21 protein-coding genes and 1 pseudogene are annotated in these 21,414 nt (G+C 68.2%); 7 read left to right on the forward strand and 15 right to left on the reverse strand.

Annotated features, from left to right (window positions below):
- Positions 1 to 459: 459 nt before the first annotated feature.
- Positions 460 to 1,263 carry an alpha/beta fold hydrolase gene (locus KO481_RS31420; RefSeq protein ID WP_215922108.1) on the forward strand — a complete coding sequence of 268 codons (804 nt, stop codon included), beginning with the start codon at positions 460 to 462 and terminating at the stop codon, positions 1,261 to 1,263.
- 75 nt (positions 1,264 to 1,338) lie between these two features.
- Here the strand turns inward: KO481_RS31420 and groL are convergent, their stop codons facing one another.
- Positions 1,339 to 2,964, reverse strand: a complete 1,626-nt coding sequence (gene groL, locus KO481_RS31425) for a chaperonin GroEL (RefSeq protein ID WP_215922109.1) — start codon at positions 2,962 to 2,964, stop codon at positions 1,339 to 1,341.
- A gap of 205 nt (positions 2,965 to 3,169) precedes the next feature.
- Positions 3,170 to 3,460, reverse strand: coding sequence for a DUF222 domain-containing protein (locus tag KO481_RS31430; protein ID WP_215922110.1), 291 nt, complete (start codon positions 3,458 to 3,460; stop codon positions 3,170 to 3,172).
- A 92-nt stretch (positions 3,461 to 3,552) separates the two neighbouring features.
- Here KO481_RS31430 and KO481_RS31435 point away from each other — a divergent pair, with 92 nt between their 5' ends.
- Complete coding sequence (locus KO481_RS31435; protein WP_215922111.1) at positions 3,553 to 4,320, forward strand: trans-aconitate 2-methyltransferase; 768 nt, start codon at positions 3,553 to 3,555, stop codon at positions 4,318 to 4,320.
- Positions 4,321 to 4,616: 296 nt separating this feature from the next.
- Here the strand turns inward: KO481_RS31435 and KO481_RS31440 are convergent.
- Positions 4,617 to 5,342 (reverse strand): annotated as a pseudogene (locus KO481_RS31440) (Clp protease N-terminal domain-containing protein); the annotation flags it as partial.
- Positions 5,343 to 5,495: 153 nt separating this feature from the next.
- Between KO481_RS31440 and KO481_RS31445 the strand changes: the two are divergent.
- Positions 5,496 to 6,311 carry a serine hydrolase gene (locus tag KO481_RS31445; protein WP_215922113.1) on the forward strand — a complete coding sequence of 272 codons (816 nt, stop codon included), beginning with the start codon at positions 5,496 to 5,498 and terminating at the stop codon, positions 6,309 to 6,311.
- A 33-nt stretch (positions 6,312 to 6,344) separates the two neighbouring features.
- Here the strand turns inward: KO481_RS31445 and KO481_RS31450 are convergent, their stop codons facing one another.
- The 5 genes from KO481_RS31450 to KO481_RS31470 all read right to left on the reverse strand — a co-directional run bounded on the left by KO481_RS31450 (position 6,345) and on the right by KO481_RS31470 (position 10,730).
- Entirely contained in the window at positions 6,345 to 6,785 is a 441-nt protein-coding gene (locus tag KO481_RS31450; protein ID WP_215922114.1) for a hypothetical protein, read from the reverse strand.
- Between the two features lie 112 nt (positions 6,786 to 6,897).
- On the reverse strand, positions 6,898 to 7,266 hold the full coding sequence (locus tag KO481_RS31455; RefSeq protein ID WP_215922115.1) for a UBP-type zinc finger domain-containing protein: 369 nt from the start codon (positions 7,264 to 7,266) through the stop codon (positions 6,898 to 6,900).
- Positions 7,263 to 8,780, reverse strand: a complete 1,518-nt coding sequence (locus KO481_RS31460; RefSeq protein ID WP_308166839.1) for an ATP-binding protein — start codon at positions 8,778 to 8,780, stop codon at positions 7,263 to 7,265. The genes KO481_RS31455 and KO481_RS31460 overlap by 4 nt, the downstream gene beginning before the upstream one ends.
- Before the next feature lie 9 nt (positions 8,781 to 8,789).
- Positions 8,790 to 10,463 (reverse strand): NAD(P)/FAD-dependent oxidoreductase, encoded by a 1,674-nt coding sequence (locus KO481_RS31465; RefSeq protein ID WP_215922116.1) that lies wholly within the window; start codon positions 10,461 to 10,463, stop codon positions 8,790 to 8,792.
- Between the two features lie 84 nt (positions 10,464 to 10,547).
- Positions 10,548 to 10,730 (reverse strand): hypothetical protein, encoded by a 183-nt coding sequence (locus KO481_RS31470; RefSeq protein ID WP_215922117.1) that lies wholly within the window; start codon positions 10,728 to 10,730, stop codon positions 10,548 to 10,550.
- Between the two features lie 228 nt (positions 10,731 to 10,958).
- Between KO481_RS31470 and KO481_RS31475 the strand changes: the two genes are divergently transcribed.
- Positions 10,959 to 11,405 (forward strand): SRPBCC family protein, encoded by a 447-nt coding sequence (locus tag KO481_RS31475; RefSeq protein WP_215922118.1) that lies wholly within the window; start codon positions 10,959 to 10,961, stop codon positions 11,403 to 11,405.
- A gap of 36 nt (positions 11,406 to 11,441) precedes the next feature.
- The gene (locus tag KO481_RS31480; RefSeq protein ID WP_215922119.1) at positions 11,442 to 12,140 is read left to right on the forward strand and encodes an SIMPL domain-containing protein; all 699 of its coding nucleotides are present in this window, start codon (positions 11,442 to 11,444) and stop codon (positions 12,138 to 12,140) included.
- 56 nt (positions 12,141 to 12,196) lie between these two features.
- Here KO481_RS31480 and KO481_RS31485 read toward each other — a convergent pair whose 3' ends face one another.
- Entirely contained in the window at positions 12,197 to 13,225 is a 1,029-nt protein-coding gene (locus KO481_RS31485) for a beta-ketoacyl-ACP synthase III (RefSeq protein WP_215922120.1), read from the reverse strand.
- Positions 13,226 to 13,522: 297 nt separating this feature from the next.
- On the opposite strand from KO481_RS31485, the gene KO481_RS31490 reads away from it, so the two are divergent.
- On the forward strand, positions 13,523 to 14,239 hold the full coding sequence (locus KO481_RS31490) for a phosphatidylserine decarboxylase (RefSeq protein WP_215922121.1): 717 nt from the start codon (positions 13,523 to 13,525) through the stop codon (positions 14,237 to 14,239).
- Positions 14,240 to 14,271: 32 nt separating this feature from the next.
- Complete coding sequence (locus tag KO481_RS31495; RefSeq protein WP_215922327.1) at positions 14,272 to 15,165, forward strand: CDP-alcohol phosphatidyltransferase family protein; 894 nt, start codon at positions 14,272 to 14,274, stop codon at positions 15,163 to 15,165.
- 56 nt (positions 15,166 to 15,221) lie between these two features.
- Here the strand turns inward: KO481_RS31495 and mnhG are convergent, their stop codons facing one another.
- Genes mnhG through KO481_RS31525 form a run of 6 tightly spaced genes read right to left on the reverse strand, consistent with a single transcriptional unit; the run spans position 15,222 to position 21,353 of the window.
- Positions 15,222 to 15,569, reverse strand: a complete 348-nt coding sequence (gene mnhG, locus KO481_RS31500) for a monovalent cation/H(+) antiporter subunit G (RefSeq protein WP_215922122.1) — start codon at positions 15,567 to 15,569, stop codon at positions 15,222 to 15,224.
- Complete coding sequence (locus tag KO481_RS31505; protein ID WP_215922328.1) at positions 15,566 to 15,826, reverse strand: monovalent cation/H+ antiporter complex subunit F; 261 nt, start codon at positions 15,824 to 15,826, stop codon at positions 15,566 to 15,568. The genes mnhG and KO481_RS31505 overlap by 4 nt, the downstream gene beginning before the upstream one ends.
- 24 nt (positions 15,827 to 15,850) lie before the next feature.
- Positions 15,851 to 16,402: a Na+/H+ antiporter subunit E gene (locus KO481_RS31510; protein ID WP_215922123.1), complete on the reverse strand. Its 552-nt coding sequence runs from the start codon at positions 16,400 to 16,402 to the stop codon at positions 15,851 to 15,853.
- Positions 16,403 to 16,432: 30 nt separating this feature from the next.
- Entirely contained in the window at positions 16,433 to 18,061 is a 1,629-nt protein-coding gene (locus KO481_RS31515; RefSeq protein ID WP_215922124.1) for a Na+/H+ antiporter subunit D, read from the reverse strand.
- The gene (locus KO481_RS31520) at positions 18,058 to 18,441 is read right to left on the reverse strand and encodes a Na(+)/H(+) antiporter subunit C (RefSeq protein WP_215922125.1); all 384 of its coding nucleotides are present in this window, start codon (positions 18,439 to 18,441) and stop codon (positions 18,058 to 18,060) included. The genes KO481_RS31515 and KO481_RS31520 overlap by 4 nt, the downstream gene beginning before the upstream one ends.
- Positions 18,438 to 21,353: a Na+/H+ antiporter subunit A gene (locus tag KO481_RS31525; protein WP_215922126.1), complete on the reverse strand. Its 2,916-nt coding sequence runs from the start codon at positions 21,351 to 21,353 to the stop codon at positions 18,438 to 18,440. Before KO481_RS31525 ends, KO481_RS31520 begins: the two co-directional genes overlap by 4 nt.
- Positions 21,354 to 21,414: the final 61 nt, after the last annotated feature.

Here is a 21,414-nt window from a genome sequence, read left to right on the forward strand (position 1 = left end):
CGCCAGCCGGAAAATAGCTGACAAAAATGTCCGACACCCACACGGGGGTGTAAGCGCCGGAACCAAAATAAATATTTGGCACTGACATTCATCGACACACTATTGAGTTCTCAAAGAACACACGCACACACCATCTCGCGAGATTTTATCTCGGTTGATCAGTGAGGCAACTTTTCAAGCTTAGCGCAACCTTCAATCCCGAACCAAATCGGGTTCTGAAGTCGAGCTAGTGTGAGTGCCAGGCGCTCCTCGTCCAACCTCGTTTCCCAGGCCTTTCGGCTCCGGGTCGGTGTCCGTGTCGCTCTGACCTGGAATAAGTTACGCGGCAGGCGGTTTCAATGTCAAATCGCCTGGTCACGCGGCCAAATGGTCACCGATACCTAAGCACGACAGATTCCCCGCCACCCGGATCTTCCTAATGTTGCGGTGAGTACGAACCAATTCCCGAAGGAGTCATCCATGAGCGACGCAATCGTCCGCTCCGAGGCCACTCTCTCCCGTCCCGATGCAGACCTCACCTACGACGACACCGGTCGGGGACCGGTGCTCCTCTACGCACACGGCGTTTTCATGAGCCGGGCGGAGGACGAACGACTCGGGGTCATGGATTGGTCGCCGGTCATAGCGCGGGGCAACCGGCTGGTGCGCTACGACGCGCGCGGGCACGGCCGCTCGACCGGACGCCCGGTGGCGCTGGACTATTCCTTCGCCCATCTGGCCGACGACCTACTCGCCATGGCCGACCATGTGCAGCCGCACGCACCGATCCGCGCGGCCGGGGCGTCGATGGGCGCGGCCACCCTGCTGCATGCGGTCGTGCGGAATCCGGACCGCTTCGAACGACTGATCCTCATCATTCCGCCGACGGCCTGGGCGGCCCGCCGCGCTCAGGCGTCGGCCTACTCGGCGCAGGCTGACGTGGTCGCACAGGCGGGCAAGGACGCCCTGGTCGCCGCCATGCGCAACATCCCGGCCCCACCGGCTCTGGCCGATTGCCCCGGCTGGCCGCTGCTGCCCGATGTCACCGAGGCGCTGCTGCCGTCGGTGATGCGCGGGATCGGCAGCTCCGATCTCCCCGATACCGACGCCCTCGCCCGGCTGCAGCACCCAGCCCTTCTGCTGACCTGGAGCGAGGATCCGGTGCATCCGACCGCAACCGCCGAGCAGCTGCACGGCCTGCTCCCGAACAGTCGCCTCCATATCGCGACCACCCCGCAAGACCTGACCGACTGGCCCACCCACATTGCCGAGTTCCTCGCCTGAACGAACGCCGGAGGCCGGCCCACCTCGTGAGATGAACCGGCCTCCGGATCGAAACAGGTTGCCGAACGGCGGGACTCAGAAGTCCATGCCGCCCATGCCGCCGGTCGGGTCGCCCGCGGGAGCGGCGGCCTTCTCCGGCTTGTCGGCCACGACGGCCTCGGTGGTGAGGAACAGGGCCGCGATCGAGGCCGCGTTCTGCAGCGCCGAACGGGTCACCTTGACCGGGTCGGCCACACCGGCCGCCAGCAGGTCCTCGTACACGCCGGTGTCGGCGTTGAGGCCCTGGCCGGTGGGCAGGTTGGAGACCTTCTCGGCCACCACGCCGGGCTCGAGGCCCGCGTTGAACGCGATCTGCTTCAGCGGCGCGGCCAGCGCGACACGAACGATGTTCGCGCCGGTGGCCTCGTCACCCTCGAGCTTCAGGTCGTCCAGAGCCGGAGCGGACTGCAGCAGGGCCACACCACCACCGGGGACGATGCCCTCCTCGACGGCGGCCTTGGCGTTGCGCACGGCATCCTCGATGCGGTGCTTGCGCTCCTTGAGCTCCACCTCGGTGGCGGCGCCGGCCTTGATCACCGCAACACCGCCGGCCAGCTTGGCCAGGCGCTCCTGCAGCTTCTCGCGGTCGTAATCCGAGTCCGAGTTCTCGATCTCGGTGCGGATCTGCGCGACCCGGCCCTGGATGGCCTCGGCATCGCCGGCGCCGTCCACGATCGTGGTCTCGTCCTTGGTGATGACGACCTTGCGGGCGGTGCCCAGCAGGTCGACGGTGGCGGTCTCGAGCGAGAGGCCGACCTCTTCGCTGATGACCTCGCCGCCGGTCAGGATGGCGATGTCGGCCAGCTGCGCCTTGCGGCGGTCGCCGAAGCCCGGGGCCTTGACGGCGACGGACTTGAAGGTGCCGCGGATCTTGTTCACGACCAGGGTCGACAGGGCCTCGCCCTCGACGTCCTCGGCGATGATCAGCAGCGGCTTGCCGGCCTGGATGACCTTCTCCAGCAGCGGCAGCAGGTCCTTGACGGTCGAGATCTTCGAGCCGACCAGCAGGATGTACGGGTCCTCGAGGACCGCTTCCTGACGCTCCGGGTCGGTGACGAAGTAACCCGAGATGTAGCCCTTGTCGAAGCGCATACCCTCGGTCAGCTCCAGCTGGAGGCCGAAGGTGTTGCTCTCCTCGACGGTGATGACGCCTTCCTTGCCGACCTTGTCCATGGCCTCGGCGATCAGCTCACCGATGGACGCGTCGCCGGCGGAGATGGCGGCGGTAGCAGCGATCTGCTCCTTGGTCTCGACCTCCTTGGCGGTGTCGAGCAGCTTGGCGGTGACGGCCTCGACGGCCTTCTCGATGCCGCGCTTGAGACCCAGCGGGTTAGCACCGGCCGCGACATTGCGCAGACCCTCGCGCACCAGCGCCTGGGCGAGCACGGTGGCGGTGGTGGTGCCGTCGCCCGCGACATCGTCGGTCTTCTTGGCGACTTCCTTGACGAGCTCGGCGCCGATCTTCTCGTACGGGTCCTCGAGCTCGATCTCCTTGGCGATGGACACACCATCGTTGGTGATCGTGGGGGCGCCCCACTTCTTCTCCAGCACGACGTTGCGGCCCTTGGGGCCCAGCGTCACCTTGACAGCGTCGGCGAGGCTGTTCAGACCCCGCTCGAGGCCCCGACGGGCCTCTTCGTCGTACGCAATTGTCTTGGCCATTGCGTTGAGATCCTCCAGATCAGGGGATTGACACGATCTGGCCAGGTTCGGTGCCCGCGACGGACGACCGAGGGTGTCATGGCTCCCGGTCTCACCATCCCGACCTGGCACTCACAGGTTTGGAGTGCCAGAACCATTTTTAGCACTCGCCAGTACCGAGTGCAAGGTTGAGCAGAACGCTCCGGCGGGGGTTACCTCGACGAAGTCAGGTATCGGTGACCCGCAATGCGAGTGCGAGGAAGGCATCGGCGCGGCGCTCCTCGGGCGTGCGCGGCTCGCCGCGGTCGACGGTCACCTGCAGTGCGTCGTGCAGCAGCAACTCGGCCTCGATGCGCATGATGGCGCGGATGAACGGCGGCGCGACCTCGGGCGGAAGATCCCCGTTGACGATGTAGCTGCCGTCGGGACCGGACTCGGTCTCGACATAGGTCAGCGCTCGCAGCAGGTCAGTTCGGAGTTCCCCTGCGATCATGTCGGAATCGGTGTCATCCGCCATAGCCACATCCTATCCGGACAACTCTTGCGCAACCGTATTTCGCCTTTTAAAGTACGTACGTACGGTTTGGTAAGCAACGTCAGGAGCTTCCCATGTGGGATCCGCAGCAGTATCTGGCCTTCGACGACCACCGCTCCCGCCCATTTTTCGAATTGCTCTCGCGCATCGGCGCCGAGCGCCCTCGGCGTGTCGCCGATCTCGGGTGCGGCCCCGGCCATCTGACCGCCGCGCTGTCGCAGCGCTGGCCCGAGGCGGTCGTCGAGGCCTCGGACTCCTCGCCCGACATGGTGGCCGCGGCCCGTGCCCGTGGGGTGCACGCGACGCTGCTGGACGTGCGGGACTGGGCGCCCGAACCCGACACCGATGTAGTCGTGTCGAATGCGGTGCTGCAGTGGGTCCCCGGCCATCCGACGCTGCTGGACGAATGGGCGCGCAAGCTACCGCCCGCCGCCTGGCTCGCGATCCAGGTGCCCGGCAACTTCGATGCGCCCTCGCACCGCAGCATTCGCGAGCTCGCCGCCCGGGACGAGTGGAGCGAGCGCCTCGAACCGGCCGGAATTCTGCAGCCGCGCAACGTTCTCGATCCCGCCGGCTACGCCGCCGTGCTGGCCGCCGCCGGATGCGCAGTGGACGCCTGGGAGACCACGTATCTGCAGCGCCTCACCGGAGACGATCCGGTGCTCACCTGGGTCAAGGGCACCGCGCTGCGGCCGGTGCGCGACGCCCTCGACGACGCCGCCTGGGATCGATTCACCGCCGAGCTGGGTTCGATGCTGCGCGAGGCGTATCCGCGCCAGGCCGACGGGACGACGTGGCTGCCGTTCCGCCGGGTATTCGCCGTGGCGCGCACGCCGCACTGACATCGCACCGAAGGGCCGCGCCGGCAGACTCACCCGGCGCGGCCCTGACGTATTCGCCCGCACCCGTTATGTGCACCGCCCGTGGCACACAAGGGTTTCGCTGGACGCCGATTACCGGCTCACGGCTGCGGCGGTACGGGCGGCGGCGGGGACATCGGGGGCTGCGGGCCACGTGGATGCTCGGGCGCAAAGTGTGGCGGCGGATGCCCGGGCGCATGCGGCGGAGCGGGCACCTGCCCCGGCGGCGGCGGAGCGACGGGCGGCGGCACGGAACCGGGCGCCTGCGGCGGCGGGGGCGCCTGCCCGGGCCGCACCGGCTGCTGCAACAACTGCCCCAGCTGGGCGATGATCGTCTTCTCCATGTCGGCGTGGTCGAGGCCGAGACCGGACAGGATCCCGGAGCCGTCCTCCTGCTCCAGCAGCGCGAGAAGCTCGTGCTCGGTGCCGATGTAGTTGGTGCCCAGGCGCAGTGCCTGCCGGTAGGTGAGTTCGAGGACCTTGCGTGCCTGGCCGTCGAACGGAATGAGCGCGGGCAGTTCGTCGGCGGTCGGCGGCAGCGCCGCCTCGGCGACCCGGCGTACCGCATCCAGGCTGATCCCCTTGGCGATGATCACCTGCGCCGCGAGTCCTTCCGGCTGACTGAGCAATCCGAGCACCAGATGTTCGACCTGAATCTCCGGATTGCCTGCCCGCCGCGCCTCCCCCTGCGCCGCCACCACGACCTTGCGCGCCCGGTCGGTGAACCGAGCGAATCCGGCATTGGGATCCATGGCCGAGTCGCCGCCCTTGGGCACGAACCGCTTCTGGGCGGCCTGCTTGGTAACGCCCATGCTGCGGCCGATATCGGTCCACGAGGCGCCCGAGCGGCGGGCCTGATCGACGAAGTGCCCGATCAGATGATCGGCCACCTCACTGAGGTGCCCCGCGGTCACCACCGCGTCGGCGAGTTGTTCCAGGGGGTCGTCGGGACGTGCCCGTTTGATGCCCTCGATCAGATCGTCGAGGCGAATATTTGCTGTCATGCGTCAACTCTAGGTTGACTTTGAGATCAAAGTCAACGATTGGTTGACGGCTATTGTGAGTCGGCCGACACGCGCACTCCTGCAGAACCCGCTCGCGGAGTCCAATACCCTGCAGGGGCGAGGTACGCCCCCAACCGGCCCTGATAGGTGGATATGTCCGTAATCAGACAGACAATCGCAGTCGCCGCGGCCCTGGCCGCAACCCTCACCGTGCACCTGCCCGCGGCCTCGGCCCAGTCCCAGGCCCTGGATCCGGCGCTGGTCACCCGCGCCGCCGCGGCCGACGGCTATGCCAAGACCCGCCCCGGCATCACCGGCATCGTCGTGTTCGACCGCAAGACCGGCGCCATGTGGCAGAACGGCAATGCGAACAACCAGGTGTGGGCCGAGTCCACCGAGAAACTGGAGATGGTCGCGAGCCTGCTGCTGCGCAACGAATCCGGAGCGATCTCGCTGTCCGCGTCGGACCGCGACCTGATGCACCGGATGCTGAACGTCAGCGACGACGATGCCGCCGATGCGCTGTGGAAGCGTTACGGCGGCGCGAGTTTCGCCCGGGACCTGGGCCGATTCGGCATGACGTCGTCGACATTCCGGGACGCGCAGCCGTATTGGGGCTGGATGAAGACCACGGCCGCCGACCTCGACCGGCTGATCAATTCCGCGCTGGCCCAACTGAACCCCGCCGACCGCACCTACCTGATCAACGAGATGCGTGGGGTCGGCGGCGTGCAGCAGTGGGGCGTGTGGGGTGCGGGCCCCGCGGCCCGGCCGGGCAACAAGGACGGCTGGTCTCCCGACAACGCCGACGGTTCCTGGAACGACAACTCCGTCGGCTTCGTCGGCCCGGACGAGCGCTACACCGTGGCCATCACCTGCAACACCCAGACGGTCGCGAACGGCGACCAGACCGGCAGGGACACCGACAGCCAGGTCGCGAAGATCCTGTTCGGCGGCTACTTCGGCTGAGGTGACGCCACTCGCGGAAATCCCGGCGGCGGGCTACTTCTGGGCGATTCCGATCGCGACGGCCAGTGGCTCGTTCTGCACGCTGTGCGCCAGACATACCAGCTTCGCGGTGCCCAGAGCTACATCCGGGCTACCTTGAAACTTGGAGCCGGGGTTTTCCGCGAGAGCCTTTTCCACCACCGACTTCTCGGTGTCGATGTCCATGTTCCGGAAGGTGCTGCACAGCGTCTGCGAGGCCGGGCCCAGTGTCGACTTGGTCGTTGTCGTCGGGGCGGTCGTCGCGGCGCTCGCCGTCGCGCTGCCGGACGCGGCGGCGGTGGCAGCGGCAGAGGCGGTCGCGCTGGTCGTGCTGGACCCGCTGGCGGTGTTCGCGGCGTTGTCCTTGCCGCCGCCGCACGCGGCCAGACCGGTTGCCATGGCGCCGAGCGCAACGATCATCGCGCCACGAGCGACGGTCACCGAAAGTTGTTTCATCTGTGCATATTCCCGGGTGGTCGGTGGACGCCGGGCTACCCAGCGCGCTCGCAGCGTACCGGGCCGCGAGCGCGCGCGTGCACCGGGTTCGGCCCGGCCACCCGACCGGCGATCAGTGGATGTGGTTCTGCCAGTCCCGTGGCACCCGCTCGCGCGGGCCGGGCACCGTCTGACCGCGCGGGTGGTGCTCCGGCGGCGCGAGCCTGGGCCCCTCGCCGAACATCTCCTCGGAGCGGAAGTCGAAGTACCATTCCTCGCCCGGCTCGAAGCTCTGGATGAAGGGATGTCCGGTGGCCGCGAAGTGCTTCGAGGCGTGCTGCTCCGGCGAGGTGTCGCAACAGCCCACGTGACCGCACTGCGCACACCGCCGCAGATGTACCCACCAGCCCTGCGCCGCTTCGCATTCCGCACACCCCGGGCCGCTCGGCGGCACCGCCGGATCGATGCCCTCGATCGCGGCATTGTCGGATTCTCTTGTCATCCTTCACCTCCGGGATTCGTGTCTGCGCCCTGCTCCTCGACGGGCCGGGCCGGATTCAGCGGCAGCCGCACGATGAACCTCGTATCGCCGGGAACCGACTCGACCCTGATATCGCCGCCGTGCTTCTTGGCCACGATACGGAACGAAATATCCAGCCCCAGACCGGTTCCCTCGCCCACCGGCTTGGTGGTGAAGAACGGCTCGAAGATCCGATGCCGCAGCTCGGCGGGCACGCCGGGACCGGTATCGCCGATCTCGACGACGGCGCACTCGTTCTCGCGGTAGGTGCGCACGGTCAGGGTGCCGTGCCCGTCCATCGCGGCGACCGCGTTGTCGATCAGATTGGTCCACACCTGATTCAATTCCGCTGCGTAACACGGCACCTGCGGCAGCGTGCGGTCGAAGTCCTTGACCACGGTGATGTCGTCGCCGATCTTGCGGGCCAGCATCACCAGCGTGCTCTTGAGCAGCTCGTGGATGTCGACCACCTGGAACGGCGCGCGGTCCATCTGCGAGTACTGCTTGGCCGCATTGACCAGCGAGGACATCCGGGTGGTCGAGTCAGTGATCTCGTTCATCAGCAGCTCGGTCTCGACCGTGTAGTTCAGCCAGCGGATCGCGCCCTCGAACACACCGCCGTCGCAGCCCTCCAGCGCCCCGGAGATCCGTTCGAGCCAGTCGACGTCGAATCCGGCCTGCACGAAGGTCGGGGCGATGTCCCAGCCGTTGGCGATGCCGTGCCCGTCGAGCCAGTCGCCGAGCTCGTCCTCGCGGTCCGCGGTCTCGAGCGGGGTCAGCGTCGGGGCCTTGGCAACCTGGGTGGCCGCCTCCTCCTGCAGCTGCACCAGCGCCTCGAACGCGGCCGGGGTGAACTTGCCGTGCGCCATCATCTTGAGCTTGTGCCGCATGCCCGCGACCCGGTCCCGCAGCGCCGAGGTGGCGCGCACCGCCGCGGACGCCGGGTTGTTCAGTTCGTGGGTGAGCCCGGCCGAGAGCTGGCCCAGTGCGAGCAGTCGCTCGCGCTGGCCGATGATCTCGTTGCTGTTGCGGTTGCCGAAGAACACGCCCTCCAGCAGATGCAGGGCCATCGGGAACCATTCGCGCATCATCTGCGCGAAGGTCGCGGAATCGAGCACGAAGAACTTCGAGGGCTGGGTGACGTAGAACGATCCGTTGTAGTTCTGCTCCACCTTGTCGCCCATATAGGCCATCCAGGCGCCGGAATACGCTCCGCGATGCCGGGTGCGGACGAGCTCGATCTCCTCGCCACCGGACTGCTTGGTCAGCACGACCTCGCCGTCCATCAGTACGTAGAAGCACGTCGCCGGGTCGCCCTCGCGGAAAACCAGTCCCGGCTCGAAGGTTTCGACGTGCCCGCCGCGGCACAGCCAGTCCAGCTGGTCGTCGTCGAGCTTCTCGAACAGGAACAGGGTGCGCAGTTCGTCGGGGTCGCACAGCGTCCGGGTGCTGGTCGCGTTCCCCGAGTCGGACAGGGCCTTCTGAGTATCAGTCACAACACTCTCCTACTGCTTGGCCAGGTACCGGTGCACGAGCATGACCGCCATCGCGCCCTCGCCGACGGCGGAGGCGACCCGCTTGGCGGAATCCGAGCGCACGTCCCCGGCCACGAAAACGCCCGGGACGCTTGTCTCGAGGTGATGCGGCGGGCGCGGCAGCTCCCAGCCCGGCGGGCGGTTGCCGTCGACCATCAGATCGGGCCCGGCCACCACGTATCCGGCCGGATCGCGGGCGACGATGTCGTCCAGCCAGTCGGTTTCCGGCGCGGCCCCGATGAACAGGAACAACCGCTCGGCATCGACCTTCTCCTCGGCACCGGTCGCGTTGTTGCGCAGGATGATTCGCTCCATGTGATCGTGGCCGTCGACCGAGACGACCTCGGTGCAGGGGTGCACGACGATGTTGCCGATCTGCTCGATCTGCTGAATCAGATAGTGCGACATGGATTTCTCCAGCGAGTCGCCGCGGATCAGGATGTGCACCTTGCAGGCGTTGCGGGACAGGAACACCGCCGCCTGGCCCGCCGAATTCGCGCCGCCGACGATGTACACGTCGCGATCGATGCAGTCCGCGGCCTCGGTCATCGCCGAGCCGTAATACACTCCGCGCCCGGTGAATTCGTCCACCCCGGGGGCCGGGTGGTGGCGGTAGTTCACGCCCGTGGCGATCAGGACCGAATGTGCCGCGATCGAGCTGCCATCGTCGAAATTCACCACTCGCGCCGAACCGCAGACGTCCAGGCCCACCACCTCGCGGGCGGTGATCAGCTCGGCGCCGAATTTGACCGCCTGCCGGCGGGCCCGATCGGCCAGCTGCGCACCGGACAGACCGTCCGGGAAGCCCAGGTAGTTCTCGATGCGCGAGCTCTGCCCCGCCTGACCACCGGTCGCGGTGCGCTCGACCAGCACCGTGCGCAGCCCCTCCGACGCGCCGTACACCGCCGCGCCCAGCCCCGCCGGACCGCCGCCGACCACGATCAGGTCGTAGAACTCGCCGGTCGGATCGGTGTTGAGGCCGACGCTCGTGGCCACCTCGCTGTCCGAGGGCGCCAGCAGTGCCCGGCCGGTCGGATCGATCACCACCGGGCAGCTGTCCGGGTCCGCCCCGGCCGCGGCCAGCAGCCGGGCGCCCTCCGGCTCGTCGGCCAGGTAGAAGCGATAGGGCAACTGGTTGCGCGCCAGGAACTCCCGCAGTTCCGAGCAGCGGGCCGACCAGCGGTGCCCGATCACCTTGGTCTCGTGCACGGGGCGGTGATCGTCGCCCCGCCACGCCTCGAGCAGCGCGTCGATCACCGGATACAGCTTCTCCTCCGGCGGATCCCAAGGCTTGAGCAGATAGTGGTCCAGATCGACGACGTTGATCGCCTCGATGGCGGCATTGGTGTCGGCGTACGCGGTCAGCAGCACCCGGCGCGCATACGGATGCAGGTCCATCGCCTGCTCCAGGAATTCGATGCCGTCCATTCCCGGCATCCGATAGTCCGCGATCAGCACGGCGACGGGCTGACCACGCAGTTTCATCTCACGAAGCGCGTCCAGGGCCGAGGCCCCCGATTCCGCGCGCAGGATGCGGTAGTCCGCACCGTATCGGCGCCGCAGGTCCCGGACGACGGCGCGGGAGACACCCGGATCGTCGTCGACACTGAGAATCGCCGGTTTGGCGGCAGCTGGTGAAGTCACCTCATGAGTATGGGCGGTATGCGCAAGTCGCGGGCAGACGTTTCGCTGTGGGCTGCACCCGGATGCCCGGCAGACCGGGCATCATCAGCCCGGCTGCCGGTGCTCGACGATGTCGAGCTCGGTGGGAGTGAGTAGGCGCTCGAGTCGTTCCTCGCGGTCGGTATCACCACGTTTTCGCAACGGCCCGAACGTCCGTTCGGTATCGAAATCCGGAAGTAGCGGCAGTGGAACCACGTGCCGGCGGTTGAGTAGAGAGCGAAAATTCACGGCCGATCACCTCACATGAGACGGAAACATGCCCAGTCGGTTGCTTCGTCGAACGCCGTAATCTCTATCTGTCATTCTGCGGCCAGCATTACGGATTCGGGCACCCCTCACATCAGAATGTGATCCAGTCGATTTTCGATCAGAAGTGACCTCAGTCACATACCACCGGTCACGGGCGGTGCACAGTAGGATCCGCGGTAGCACATATCCCGGATCCCGGAGGGCGCGTTGCCGAACCCATTGACTGCCACCATCGAGATCGCCGCGCCGCCGGAACGGGTCTGGGCGGTGCTCTCGGATCTGAAGCGGATGCCGGAGTTCAGCCCCAACACCGTGCGGATGATTCCGCTCGGCACCCCGCGCGCGGGCACCTGGACGGTCAACCTCAACCACGACGGCTACTACTACCCCACGACCTCCCGGATCACGCGCTTCGAGCCCAACCGGGCCTTCGCATTCCGGATGAACGAGAACGGCACCGTCTGGAGCTTCACGCTCGAGCCCACCGAGTCCGGGACCAAGCTGGTCGAGCGGCGCGACATTCCCCACGGCGTGCGCAAGCCCGTGCGCATGATGATCGACGCGTTCCTCGGCGGCGAGCAGCAATTCGAGACGAATCTGACCGACGGCATGCACGCCACCCTCGAGAAGATCAAGGCCGCCGCGGAGAAGTAGGCGGCCGGCAGCGTTCACTGGCCTAATGTCTCGGTGATGCGACGTTTCTATGGATCGGTTGCCGCCCTGGCCGGTACGGCCGCCCTGCTCACCGGATGCGGAAGTTCCCCGGACTCCGGCGGCCCGCACCGCGATGTCACCGTGATCGGGTCCGGGCAGGTACAGGGCGCGCCGGACACGCTGAACTCCGATCTCGGCGTCGAGGTGACCGCGCCGGACGTCTCGACCGCGATCTCGTCGGCGAGCACCCAGGGCAAGGCGCTCATCGACGCCATGGTGACCGCGGGCGCGCGGCGCGAGGACATCCGCACCACCGACGTCTCGGTGCAACCGGAGTACAGCAACGACCGCACCGTGACCGGTTACCGCGCGAGCAACACCGTGCACGTGGTGGTGCGCGAGCTGACCAAGGCCTCGGCGATCCTGGGCGCCGCCACGCAGGCCGGCGGCAATGCCACACGGATCGATTCGGTGTCCTTCGCCCTGGACGACAACTCCAAGCTGCTCGCCGACGCCCGTGCCCGGGCCTTCGCCGATGCCAAGGCCCAGGCCGAGCAGTACGCGGTGCTGTCCGGGCTGAAACTGGGGTCGGTGAAGACCATCAACGAAACCAGCAGCGGCGCAAACCCGCCGCCGCCGGGCGCGCGCAGTCAGTTTGCGGCGCCGGACATTCCGCTCGAGCCCGGCACCCAGACGGTGACGTTCACGGTCACCGTCAAGTGGGAACTGGATTGACAGCGCTCAACCCACCCCGCCGGCTCCGCAAGCTCCGCCGGCTCACCATCCCCGAGTTACTGCCAGTTGGGCAGTTTGACGACCTGCGCGGCCCAGGACAGTCCGGCGCCGAAGGCGACCAGCAGCGCGTCGGCGCCGGGCTTGCTCTTCCCCGAGCGCAGCAACGCCTCCATGGCCAGCGGGATCGAGGCGGCCGAGGTGTTTCCGGTCTCCTCGATATCGTTGGCCAGCGCGGTGCTTTCGGGCAGCTTCAGCTCCCTGGCCATGATCTCGATGATGCGGCCGTTGGCCTGATGCGGAACCATCGCGTCGATATCGGCGGGGGTGAGCCCGGCCACGGCGATGGCGTCCAGGCAGACCTTCTTCAACGAGTGTGCGGCCCAACGGAATACCGCCGTGCCCTCCATGGCGAGATAGGGCCGCACGGCGTCGGTACCCTTCGCGTCGATCTCGTTGAAGAACTCCATCCAGTCCTTGTCCTGACGGATCGCGCGATGCTGAGTGCCGTCCGAACCCCAGACCGTCGGGCCGATGCCGGGCTCGTCGGACGGGCCGATCACGACCGCGCCCGCGCCGTCGGCGAACAGGAACGCGGTGCCGCGGTCGGCCGGATTGATCGTGTCGGTCAGCCGCTCCACGCCGATCACCAGTGCACGGCGCGCGGTACCGCCCTTGACCAGGTCCGAGGCCACAGCGATGGCGTGGCAGAACCCGGAGCAGCCGGCGGAGATGTCGAAGGCGGCCGGATTTCCCATGCCGAGTTCGGTGGCGACCTGCGGGGCCGCGGCCGGGGTGAGCAGCAGCCAGGTGGAGGTGGCCACGATGACGCAGTCGACCTCCTCGGGGCCGACCCCCGCGGCGGCGAGCGCAGCACGGCCCGCGGCGGCGCTCATGCCGACGATGGTCTCGGCATCGGACGCGAACCGCCGGTTCCGGATGCCCGAGCGGGTGCGGATCCACTCGTCGCTCGAGTTGATCGGTCCGGCAACCTCGTCGTTGGTGACGACCCGGGCGGGGCGGTACACGCCGAGCCCGAGCATCGCTGTGTGCTCTGCCCCGGTGATCCGGGCGAGTCGTGCAGCCATCGTGCTTCTCCTATGTACCGGCAGGCGGTCCCCCGGGACCTGCGATCCCGGCGTGACGACCCCACCCGCGCCTTCCATCATCGGGTCCTCTGCGACCGGTTGTGTTAACCGAAGACATGAGGCCCCCTCATATTATCCCGAACTGTAGCCGCTAGTTGGGTAAAGTCGCAATCAGTTCCACTATGTCCCGTTCGCGGGCCGATTGCTCGCGTTCGGAGACCTGTCTGGGCCGCCCGATTCCCGTAAGGTGTGAGCGCGTATCACACCGCACCAAGTCCATGCACGAAAGAGGAGCCTGTGGCCCGCCGCCCCACCCCGCCCGGCACGCCCGACCGAACCGGAGTCGGCCATCTCGCCGATCTGGTCCGCGACGCGGTACCGCCGCTGCATCCCGCCGGTCTCCCGTTCGTGGCGGCGCCGCTGGCGGTGGCGGTGCTAGGGCGGCGGCGCACCTGGGTGCGGCGGGCGGCGCTGACGGCCGCGGCGGCCTGCGCGGCCTTCTTCCGGCATCCCCACCGGGTGCCGCCGAATCGACCCGGCGTCGTGGTGGCCCCGGCCGACGGACAGGTCGCGCTGGTCGACACCGCCGTGCCGCCCGCCGAGCTGAATCTCGGTGACGTCGCGGTGCCCCGGGTGAGCATCTTCCTGTCGGTGCTCGACGTGCACGTGCAGCGCACGCCGGTGTCGGGCACCGTGCGCGAGATCGCCTATCGCCGCGGCCAATTCCGCTCGGCCGACCTGCCCGAGGCCAGCGCGGTGAACGAGCGCAACAGCATGATCCTCGAGACCGCCTCGGGTCAGCTGATCACGGTCGTGCAGATCGCGGGCCTGCTGGCGCGCCGGATCGTGTGCGAGGCCAAGACCGGCGACGCGCTCACCATCGGCGACACCTACGGGCTGATCCGCTTCGGCTCCCGGGTGGACACCTACTTCCCCGCCGGCACCCGGCCGCTCGTCGAACCCGGGCAGCGCACGACCGGCGGGGAGACGGTGCTGGCAGAACTGCTGTCATGATCGATAAATCCGCGATCGCCCATGGGGGTGGCATGGCGGCGAAGCCGGCGGGGTGGGTAGACACCGGACGGCGCCGGACCGTGCGATTGCTGCCGAGCATCGTCACGATCCTGGCCCTATGCGCCGGACTGTCGGCGGTGAAGTTCGCCCTCGACGGGTCGCTGCAGGTCTCGCTGGCCATGGTCGGCGCGGCCGCGGTGCTCGACACCCTGGACGGACGGCTGGCCCGCCTGCTCGCCGCGACCAGCAAGATCGGCGCCGAGCTCGATTCGCTCTCCGACGCCATCTCCTTCGGCGTGGCCCCGGCGCTGGTGCTGTATGTGGCGTTCCTGCACAAGTACAGCGTGGGCTGGATCATCGCGCTGATCTACACGGTGAGCCTGGTGCTGCGGCTGGCCCGGTTCAACACCCTGCTGGACGACGACACCCGGCCCGACTGGCAGCGCGAATACTTCACCGGCGTGCCCGCCCCGGCGGCCGCGCTCACCGCGCTGCTGCCCGTCGCGGTGTACGAGCAGTTCGGCAGCGGCTGGTGGAATTCGGTGCCGGTGGTCGCGGCGTGGACGGTGTTCGCCGCGCTACTGGCCGTCAGCACGATCCCGACGCTGGCGATGAAATCGGTCTCGGTAGCGCCGCAAGCCGCGGCGCTGCTGCTGGTGCTGGTCGCGCTGGTCGCCGCGGCGCTGGTCACCTATCCGCTGATCCTGCTGATGGTGCTGGTGGCGCTGTATCTGGCGCACATTCCGTTCGCCTGGCGCTCGGCGCGCTGGGTCGCGGCCCGTCCGGAGACCTGGCATCACAAGCCGGCCGAACGCCGCGCACAGCGGCGGGCCACCCGGCGGCCGGTGTTGCGGGTCTCCAACGCGCGGTTGCGGCTACGTCGTCCGGGCGGGCGGAACTTCCCGGGTACCGGCCTGCACGGCTGAGCCTCGCGCCGGTCGGCAAGACGCGCGCAGTCCGACTGCGATGCAGGAGCTTTCACTCATTCCTGGTCGTCGTCCCCGAGTTCGTTGATGAGCAGCAACCCGTCGCGCCCGCGCTGCTCACGGTATGCGGTGCGGCCGATGAGGTGGGCGACGGCGGGGGCGGTGAGCAGCGTAAACAGTCCCACCAGGACGAGCATCCAGACGTTACCGTGGCCGCGCAGCTGGATCGCCGCGCCGAGCAGAATCAGGATCAGGCCGACGACCTGAGGTTTCGTCGCGGCGTGCATCCGGGACAGGGTGTCGGGGAATCGGACGATGCCCAGGGCCGCGGTCAGCGCGAAGGCCGCGCCGAGCAGGATCAGCACGTACGACAGCCAGCGCAGGGTGGTCTCGAACCAATTCATCGGTCGTCCCGCACGCGGAATCGGGAGACCGCGGCCGAGCCGAGGAATCCGACCAGGGCCAGCGCCACGATCCCGGGCAGCACCGTGGTGTCGTCGCTGAACGCCGCCCACACCGCCAGTCCGGAGGCGGTGATCGCCACCAGGGAATCGATGCCGACGACCCGGTCCAGGGTGCTGGGCCCGGCCAGGACGCGGTAGGCGGTGAGGGCGGCCGCGCTCACCAGCAGGACCGCCGCAATGGTCGCGACGACCTGCATCGCCGTACTCGTGTCATGCATGGGTCATCGCTCCTCGGGGGGAGGTGGGACAGGCTTCATCGTCTCGCGCCATTCGGACGGGCGCTCGAAGGAGCGGATCAGCAACTGCTCGAGCCGCCGGGTGGTGAAGTAGAACCGTTCGACGGCCGCGTCGCTGCCGACGTCCAGCACGTGCACCCAGACGGTGTGCGTCTCGCGGTCGAGTTCGAGCACCATGGTGCCCGGGATCAGGTTGAGCAGGTCGGCGCACAGCACCATCACCAGGGGCGAGCGGATCGCCAGGCGCACCCGCAGCACGCCGGATACCGGGGCCCCGGCCGGTCGGATCGCGAACCAGGCGATCTGCAGGCTCGACTCCAGCGCGTAATACGCACTGAGAGCGATCAATTCGAACAACGACAGCGGATGCAGGCGCCCGGAGATCGGTACCCGCGGCAGCGGCAGCGCGAGCATGATGATCGCGCCGATCACCAGTCCCGCAACGACATTGCCGATGGTGAACTCCCCCCACAGGGCCGTGTAGACGATGGCCAGCCACGCGAGCGAACCGATCCAGACGAGAGTTTCCCGACTCATGCGCATCCTGCACCCCCGCCCTGCGCACGCTCACCGTGGCGGTTCATCGTGTCCTCCCGCCTGCGCCGTATCCGAATGCCCCAGGACGGTTTTCAGGTAGGTGCCCCGATCCGTCAGATCGCCCGCGGTGCGCGCGGCGATATTGAGGATCGGCCCGGCGAAGACCGTCAGGGCCAGCCCCACCCCGATCAGCGCGACCGTCGGGGCCAGCATCATCCGCGGCATCCGGCCCGGATCGGGGCGCTCGTGGAACAGCATGTCGACCGATTCGTCGATCAGCGCCGAGGGCGCCGCATCGCCCAGCTCGCCCTCGGGCGCCTGGGCGCGCGCCCGCCAGAACGCCTTGCTCCACACCCGCGCCATCGCATACAGCGTCAGCAGGCTGGTCAGCACCGATCCGGCGACCAGCACCCAGGCCAGCACGCTGCCGTCGGCGACACCGGCCTGCAGCAGCGTCACCTTGCCCAGGAATCCCGAAAAGGGCGGAATGCCACCCAGATTCAGCGCCGGGATGCCGAACAGCACCGCCAGCGCGGGGCTGGCCGCGAGCAGTCCACCCAGGCGCTCGAGCGACGCAGAACCCGCCTGCCGCTCGATCAGCCCGACCACCAGGAACAGCGTGGTCTGCACCAGAATGTGGTGTGCCACATAGAAAACCGTGCCCGCCAGGCCCGCGGCGGTATTGAGCCCGATGCCGAACATCAGATAGCCGATGTGGCTGACCAGGGTAAACGACAGCAGCCGCTTGATATCGCTCTGAGCGATCGCGCCGAGAATGCCGAGCAGCATGGTGAACAGGCCGCAGATCAGCAGCACCCGGTCGAAATGCGCGGCCGGGAACAGCAGCGTGTGCAGCCGGATGATCGCGTACACACCGACCTTCGTCAGCAAACCCGCGAAAACCGCGGTGACCGGCGCCGGCGCGGTGGGATAGGAATCGGGCAGCCAGTTCGACAGCGGGAACACCGCGGCCTTGATCCCGAACGCCACCAGCAGCACCGCGTAGATCGCGCCGCGCACCCCGCCGGGCACCGCGGCCATCCGCTCGGCCATCTGCGCCAGATTCAGGGTGCCGGTCGCCGCATAGGCCAGCGCGATGCCGATCAGGAAGATCAGCGACGACACCATCGACACCATCACGTACACCACCCCCGCGCGCACCCGGTCGGCGCTGGCGCCGAGGGTCAGCAGCACGAACGACGCGGCCAGCAGCACCTCGAACCCCACGAACAGGTTGAACAGGTCCCCGGCCAGGAAGGCGATCGAAACCCCCGCGGTCAGAATGAGATACGTCGGCTGGAAGATCGAGGTCGGCTGGCGTTCGGTGCCGTCGCTGATACCCTGCCCGACGGCGTACACCATGACCGCCAGCAGCACGATCGAGGACACCAGCAGCATCGCCGCGGACAACCGGTCCACCACCAGCGTGATCCCGATCGGCGCGTGCCAGCCCCCGACCTGCAGCGCGGCCATGCCGTCGCGATCGGCGAGGTACAGCAGCAGCGCCGCGACCGCCACGACGGCGGACAGCGCGATCACCGAAATGATCTGCTGCAGCCTGGGTTTGCGCCCGGCGACGAGCGTGAGCGCCGCGGTCAGGAGCGGGATCAGCACCGGCAGCGGGGCCAGCCGAAAAATCAGGTCATGGGGCAAACTCACTGCTCGGGATCCTCCCCCTCGCGCCGCGAGGCCACCTTCACGTCCTCGGGGTCGTTCTCCACCTGCTCGGTGGCGCGCAGGGCGTAGGAGCGGTAGGCCAGCGCCAGCACGAACGCGGCCAGTCCCATGGTGATCACGATGGAGGTCAGCACCATCGCCTGCGCCAGCGGATCGGCCGTATCGTGGTGCACCCGATCGGTTTCCCCCAGGATCGGCGGGCGTCCGTCCACCCCTCCGACAGTAAGAATGAGCAGATTCACCGCGTTGCCGAAAAGGATCATCCCCAGCAGCATCTTCGACACCGCGCGCTCGAGCACCATGTACACCGCGCATGCGGTCAGGATGCCGATCAGGATCAGCAGGGTCAGGTTCGCGGTCATCGGCGCTCCCCGATGTTTTCCCCATCCCGCCGACTCCGCAAGCTCGGTCGGCTGACCGGCCCCGTTGTCTCGATCCGGGGCAGGGTGCCCGTGGTGTGCATCGGGTCCTCGGTGTCCAGGCGGGCGCCGAGGCTGCGCAGCACATCCAGCACCAGTCCGACCACGATCAGGTATACGCCCAGATCGAACAGCATCGCGGTGACCAGCTTGACGTGCCCGAACATCGGCAGGGTCACCTGGATGATCGCGGAGGACAACGGCGGCGCTCCCAGCACCAGCGACCCGGTCGCGGTGCCCGCGGCCAGGGCCAGTCCCGCGCCGAGCAGGTGTCCCGCGTCGACCGGCAGCGCCTCGGCCAGCTCGTAGCGCCCGCCCGCGAGATACCGCAGCACCAGCGCCAATCCGGCGGTCAGGCCGCCCGCGAAACCGCCGCCGGGGGCGTTGTGGCCGGAGAAGAAGAAGTACGCCGAGAGCATCATGATCGTCGGGAACAGCAGCCGGGTCGTCATCGCCAGCACCATCGATCGGTGCCGGCGGGCGACCAGGCTGGCCGCGGGCAACCAGTAGGTGCGGTTCGGGTCGTAGCCGGGCGCGTCGGCCACCCGCGGCAGCGTGCCGAAGCGGCGGCTGCGGAACATCAGCGAGGCGACGCCCGTCGCGGCGACCACCAGCACCGAGATCTCCCCGAGGGTGTCCCACGCCCGGACGTCGACCAGCAGCACGTTCACCGCGTTCTTGCCGCCGCCGAATTCGTAGGCGTAGTCGGGGATCCGGTGCCAGATCGGTTCGGTGCTGCGCGCGGCGATCGCGAACGCGGCCAGCACCGAGACCGTCGCACCGACCAGCGCCGCGAGCACCGCGCGGCGCACCTTGAACGCGGTGGTGCGGTCGGACTCCACCTCGGCGGGGAATTTGCGCAGCACCAGCACGAAGATGACCAGCGTCAGCGTCTCCACCAGGAATTGGGTCAGGGCCAGGTCGGGCGCGCCGTGCAGCGCGAAGATGCACCCGCAGCCGTAGCCGGTGACGCCGACCAGCAGCACCGCGGCCAGGCGGTTGCGCATGACCGTGGCGCCCACCGCCATCATGATCATGATCAGCCCGATCACCGGCTGAAGGGGCGAATCCCACAGGCGCAGAGATACTTTCGAGCGTGCCTCGACCAGCAGCATCGCGGTCGGCAGCGCGATCAGGGTGATCAGGATCAGCGCCTGGTTCAGCGGGAGCGAACCGCGTTGTGTCGCACCGGTCATGCGCAGGGACAGCTGATCCATTCCGCGCAGCACCGCGTCGTAGACGCGGTCGGCGTTGCCCAGGCGCGGATTGGCGGATTCACCGATGCGGTCCCGGATTTCGAACAGCAGCAGACCGCAGGCGATCGCCACCATCGACAGGGTCAGCGGCGTCCCCCAGCCGTGCCACAGCGCCAGATGGGAAAGCCCGTGTCCGGGAAGGGTTTGCGCATAGGGCCGCAGCAGCCGGTCCAGGCGGGACGCACCCACCCCGGCGGCGACACTCGCCAGCGCCAGCACCGCGGGCGGCGCGACGAACAGCGCACCGGGACGATGCCATTCGCGGTGCGGCTCGGGCACATCCGTGGACCCGTAATTATCCGATGTCTTGGAACCGAATGCGCCCCAGAGGAATCGGACGCTGTAGCCGACTGTGAACATGGAGCCGACCACGACTCCCACGACCACGGCGGCCCGCGCGGGCCCGGGCAGGTTGTCCGCGTCCAGAATTGCGCCCAGCGCGCTCTCCTTGCCCACGAAACCCAGCATGGGCGGGATGCCGGCCATGCTCAGCGCGGCCAGGGTCGCGGTCCCGCACAACACCGGCGCGCGCCGCCCCAGACCGGACAGCCGCCGCATGTCCCGGGTCCCGGCGCCGTGGTCGATGACGCCGACGACCATGAACAGGCAGGCCTTGAACAGCGCGTGCGCCACGATCATCGTCACCCCGGCCAGTGCCGCGTCCGGGGTGCCGATCGCCAGCAGCGTCATCATGAACCCGAGCTGGCTGACCGTGCCGAAGGCCAGCACCAGCTTCAGGTCGTAGACCTGCAGCGAGCGCAGCCCGGCCAGCACCATCGACAACAGGCCCAGCGTGAGCAGGATCGGATGCCACGGCGCGCTGACCGCGAACACCGGCGCGAGGCGCGCGACCAGGTACACACCGGCCTTGACCATCGCCGCGGCGTGCAGATAGGCGCTGACCGGCGTGGGCGCGGCCATCGCGCCGGGCAGCCAGAAGTGCAGGGGCACGATCGCCGACTTGCTCAGCGCACCGATCAGGATCAGCACCACCGCCACGCCCGTGAACCAGGAGTGCGGATCGGCCCGGTGCACGACCTCCGAGAGCCGGTAGGTACCGCACTCGTGGCCCACCATGATGATGCCGACCAGCATCGTCAGCCCGCCCGCACCGGTGACCAGCAGCGCCTGCAGTGCCGCGCGGCGGCCGGCGATCTGATCCGCGTGATGGCCCACCAGCAGGAACGACAGCACCGTCGTGGCTTCCCAGAAGGTGAACATCAGGATCATGTTGTCGCTGGTGACCAGCCCGAACATGGCCCCGGAGAACGCCACCATGTAGCCGGCGAAGATGCCCAGCCGCTGGCGGTCGTCATCGTCGAAGTAGCCCGCGCAGTAGGCCAGGATCAGCGCGCCGATGCCCAGCACCAGCGCGGCCATGATGCTGGAGAGCGAGTCGAAGCGCAGGTCCACGTTCAGGTGGATGCTGGGCGCCCAGGGGATTTCGAGGGTCCGGTCGTCGTTCCAGTGCGTGACCACCCAGCCGAGGCTGCCCAGCGGCGCCAGCGCCAGCACGTAGAAGCCGCGCCTGCCCAACATCCGGACGCACGGCGGCGCGATGAGAGCGGCGACGGCATGTGCGAACAGGATGGCGAGCAAACATCACTCCGTCGGTCGGCAGCGGGGTGGAGCGGCCTCGATGATACTTGCCGACGTGTTC

Source organism: Nocardia albiluteola (assembly GCF_018860155.1).
In the GTDB taxonomy this organism is placed as follows: domain Bacteria; phylum Actinomycetota; class Actinomycetes; order Mycobacteriales; family Mycobacteriaceae; genus Nocardia; species Nocardia albiluteola.

Excerpts from the sequence above, each read along its gene's own strand:
- KO481_RS31420 (WP_215922108.1), top strand. The coding sequence starts at position 460 with ATGAGCGACGCAATCGTCCGCTCCGAGGCCACTCTCTCCCGTCCCGAT.
- groL (WP_215922109.1), bottom strand. The coding sequence starts at position 2,964 with ATGGCCAAGACAATTGCGTACGACGAAGAGGCCCGTCGGGGCCTCGAG.
- KO481_RS31430 (WP_215922110.1), bottom strand. The coding sequence starts at position 3,460 with ATGGCGGATGACACCGATTCCGACATGATCGCAGGGGAACTCCGAACT.
- KO481_RS31435 (WP_215922111.1), top strand. The coding sequence starts at position 3,553 with ATGTGGGATCCGCAGCAGTATCTGGCCTTCGACGACCACCGCTCCCGC.
- KO481_RS31445 (WP_215922113.1), top strand. The coding sequence starts at position 5,496 with ATGTCCGTAATCAGACAGACAATCGCAGTCGCCGCGGCCCTGGCCGCA.
- KO481_RS31450 (WP_215922114.1), bottom strand. The coding sequence starts at position 6,785 with ATGAAACAACTTTCGGTGACCGTCGCTCGTGGCGCGATGATCGTTGCG.
- KO481_RS31455 (WP_215922115.1), bottom strand. The coding sequence starts at position 7,266 with ATGACAAGAGAATCCGACAATGCCGCGATCGAGGGCATCGATCCGGCG.
- KO481_RS31480 (WP_215922119.1), top strand. The coding sequence starts at position 11,442 with ATGCGACGTTTCTATGGATCGGTTGCCGCCCTGGCCGGTACGGCCGCC.
- KO481_RS31485 (WP_215922120.1), bottom strand. The coding sequence starts at position 13,225 with ATGGCTGCACGACTCGCCCGGATCACCGGGGCAGAGCACACAGCGATG.
- KO481_RS31495 (WP_215922327.1), top strand. The coding sequence starts at position 14,272 with ATGGCGGCGAAGCCGGCGGGGTGGGTAGACACCGGACGGCGCCGGACC.
- mnhG (WP_215922122.1), bottom strand. The coding sequence starts at position 15,569 with ATGAATTGGTTCGAGACCACCCTGCGCTGGCTGTCGTACGTGCTGATC.
- KO481_RS31505 (WP_215922328.1), bottom strand. The coding sequence starts at position 15,826 with ATGCAGGTCGTCGCGACCATTGCGGCGGTCCTGCTGGTGAGCGCGGCC.
- KO481_RS31510 (WP_215922123.1), bottom strand. The coding sequence starts at position 16,402 with ATGAGTCGGGAAACTCTCGTCTGGATCGGTTCGCTCGCGTGGCTGGCC.
- KO481_RS31520 (WP_215922125.1), bottom strand. The coding sequence starts at position 18,441 with ATGACCGCGAACCTGACCCTGCTGATCCTGATCGGCATCCTGACCGCA.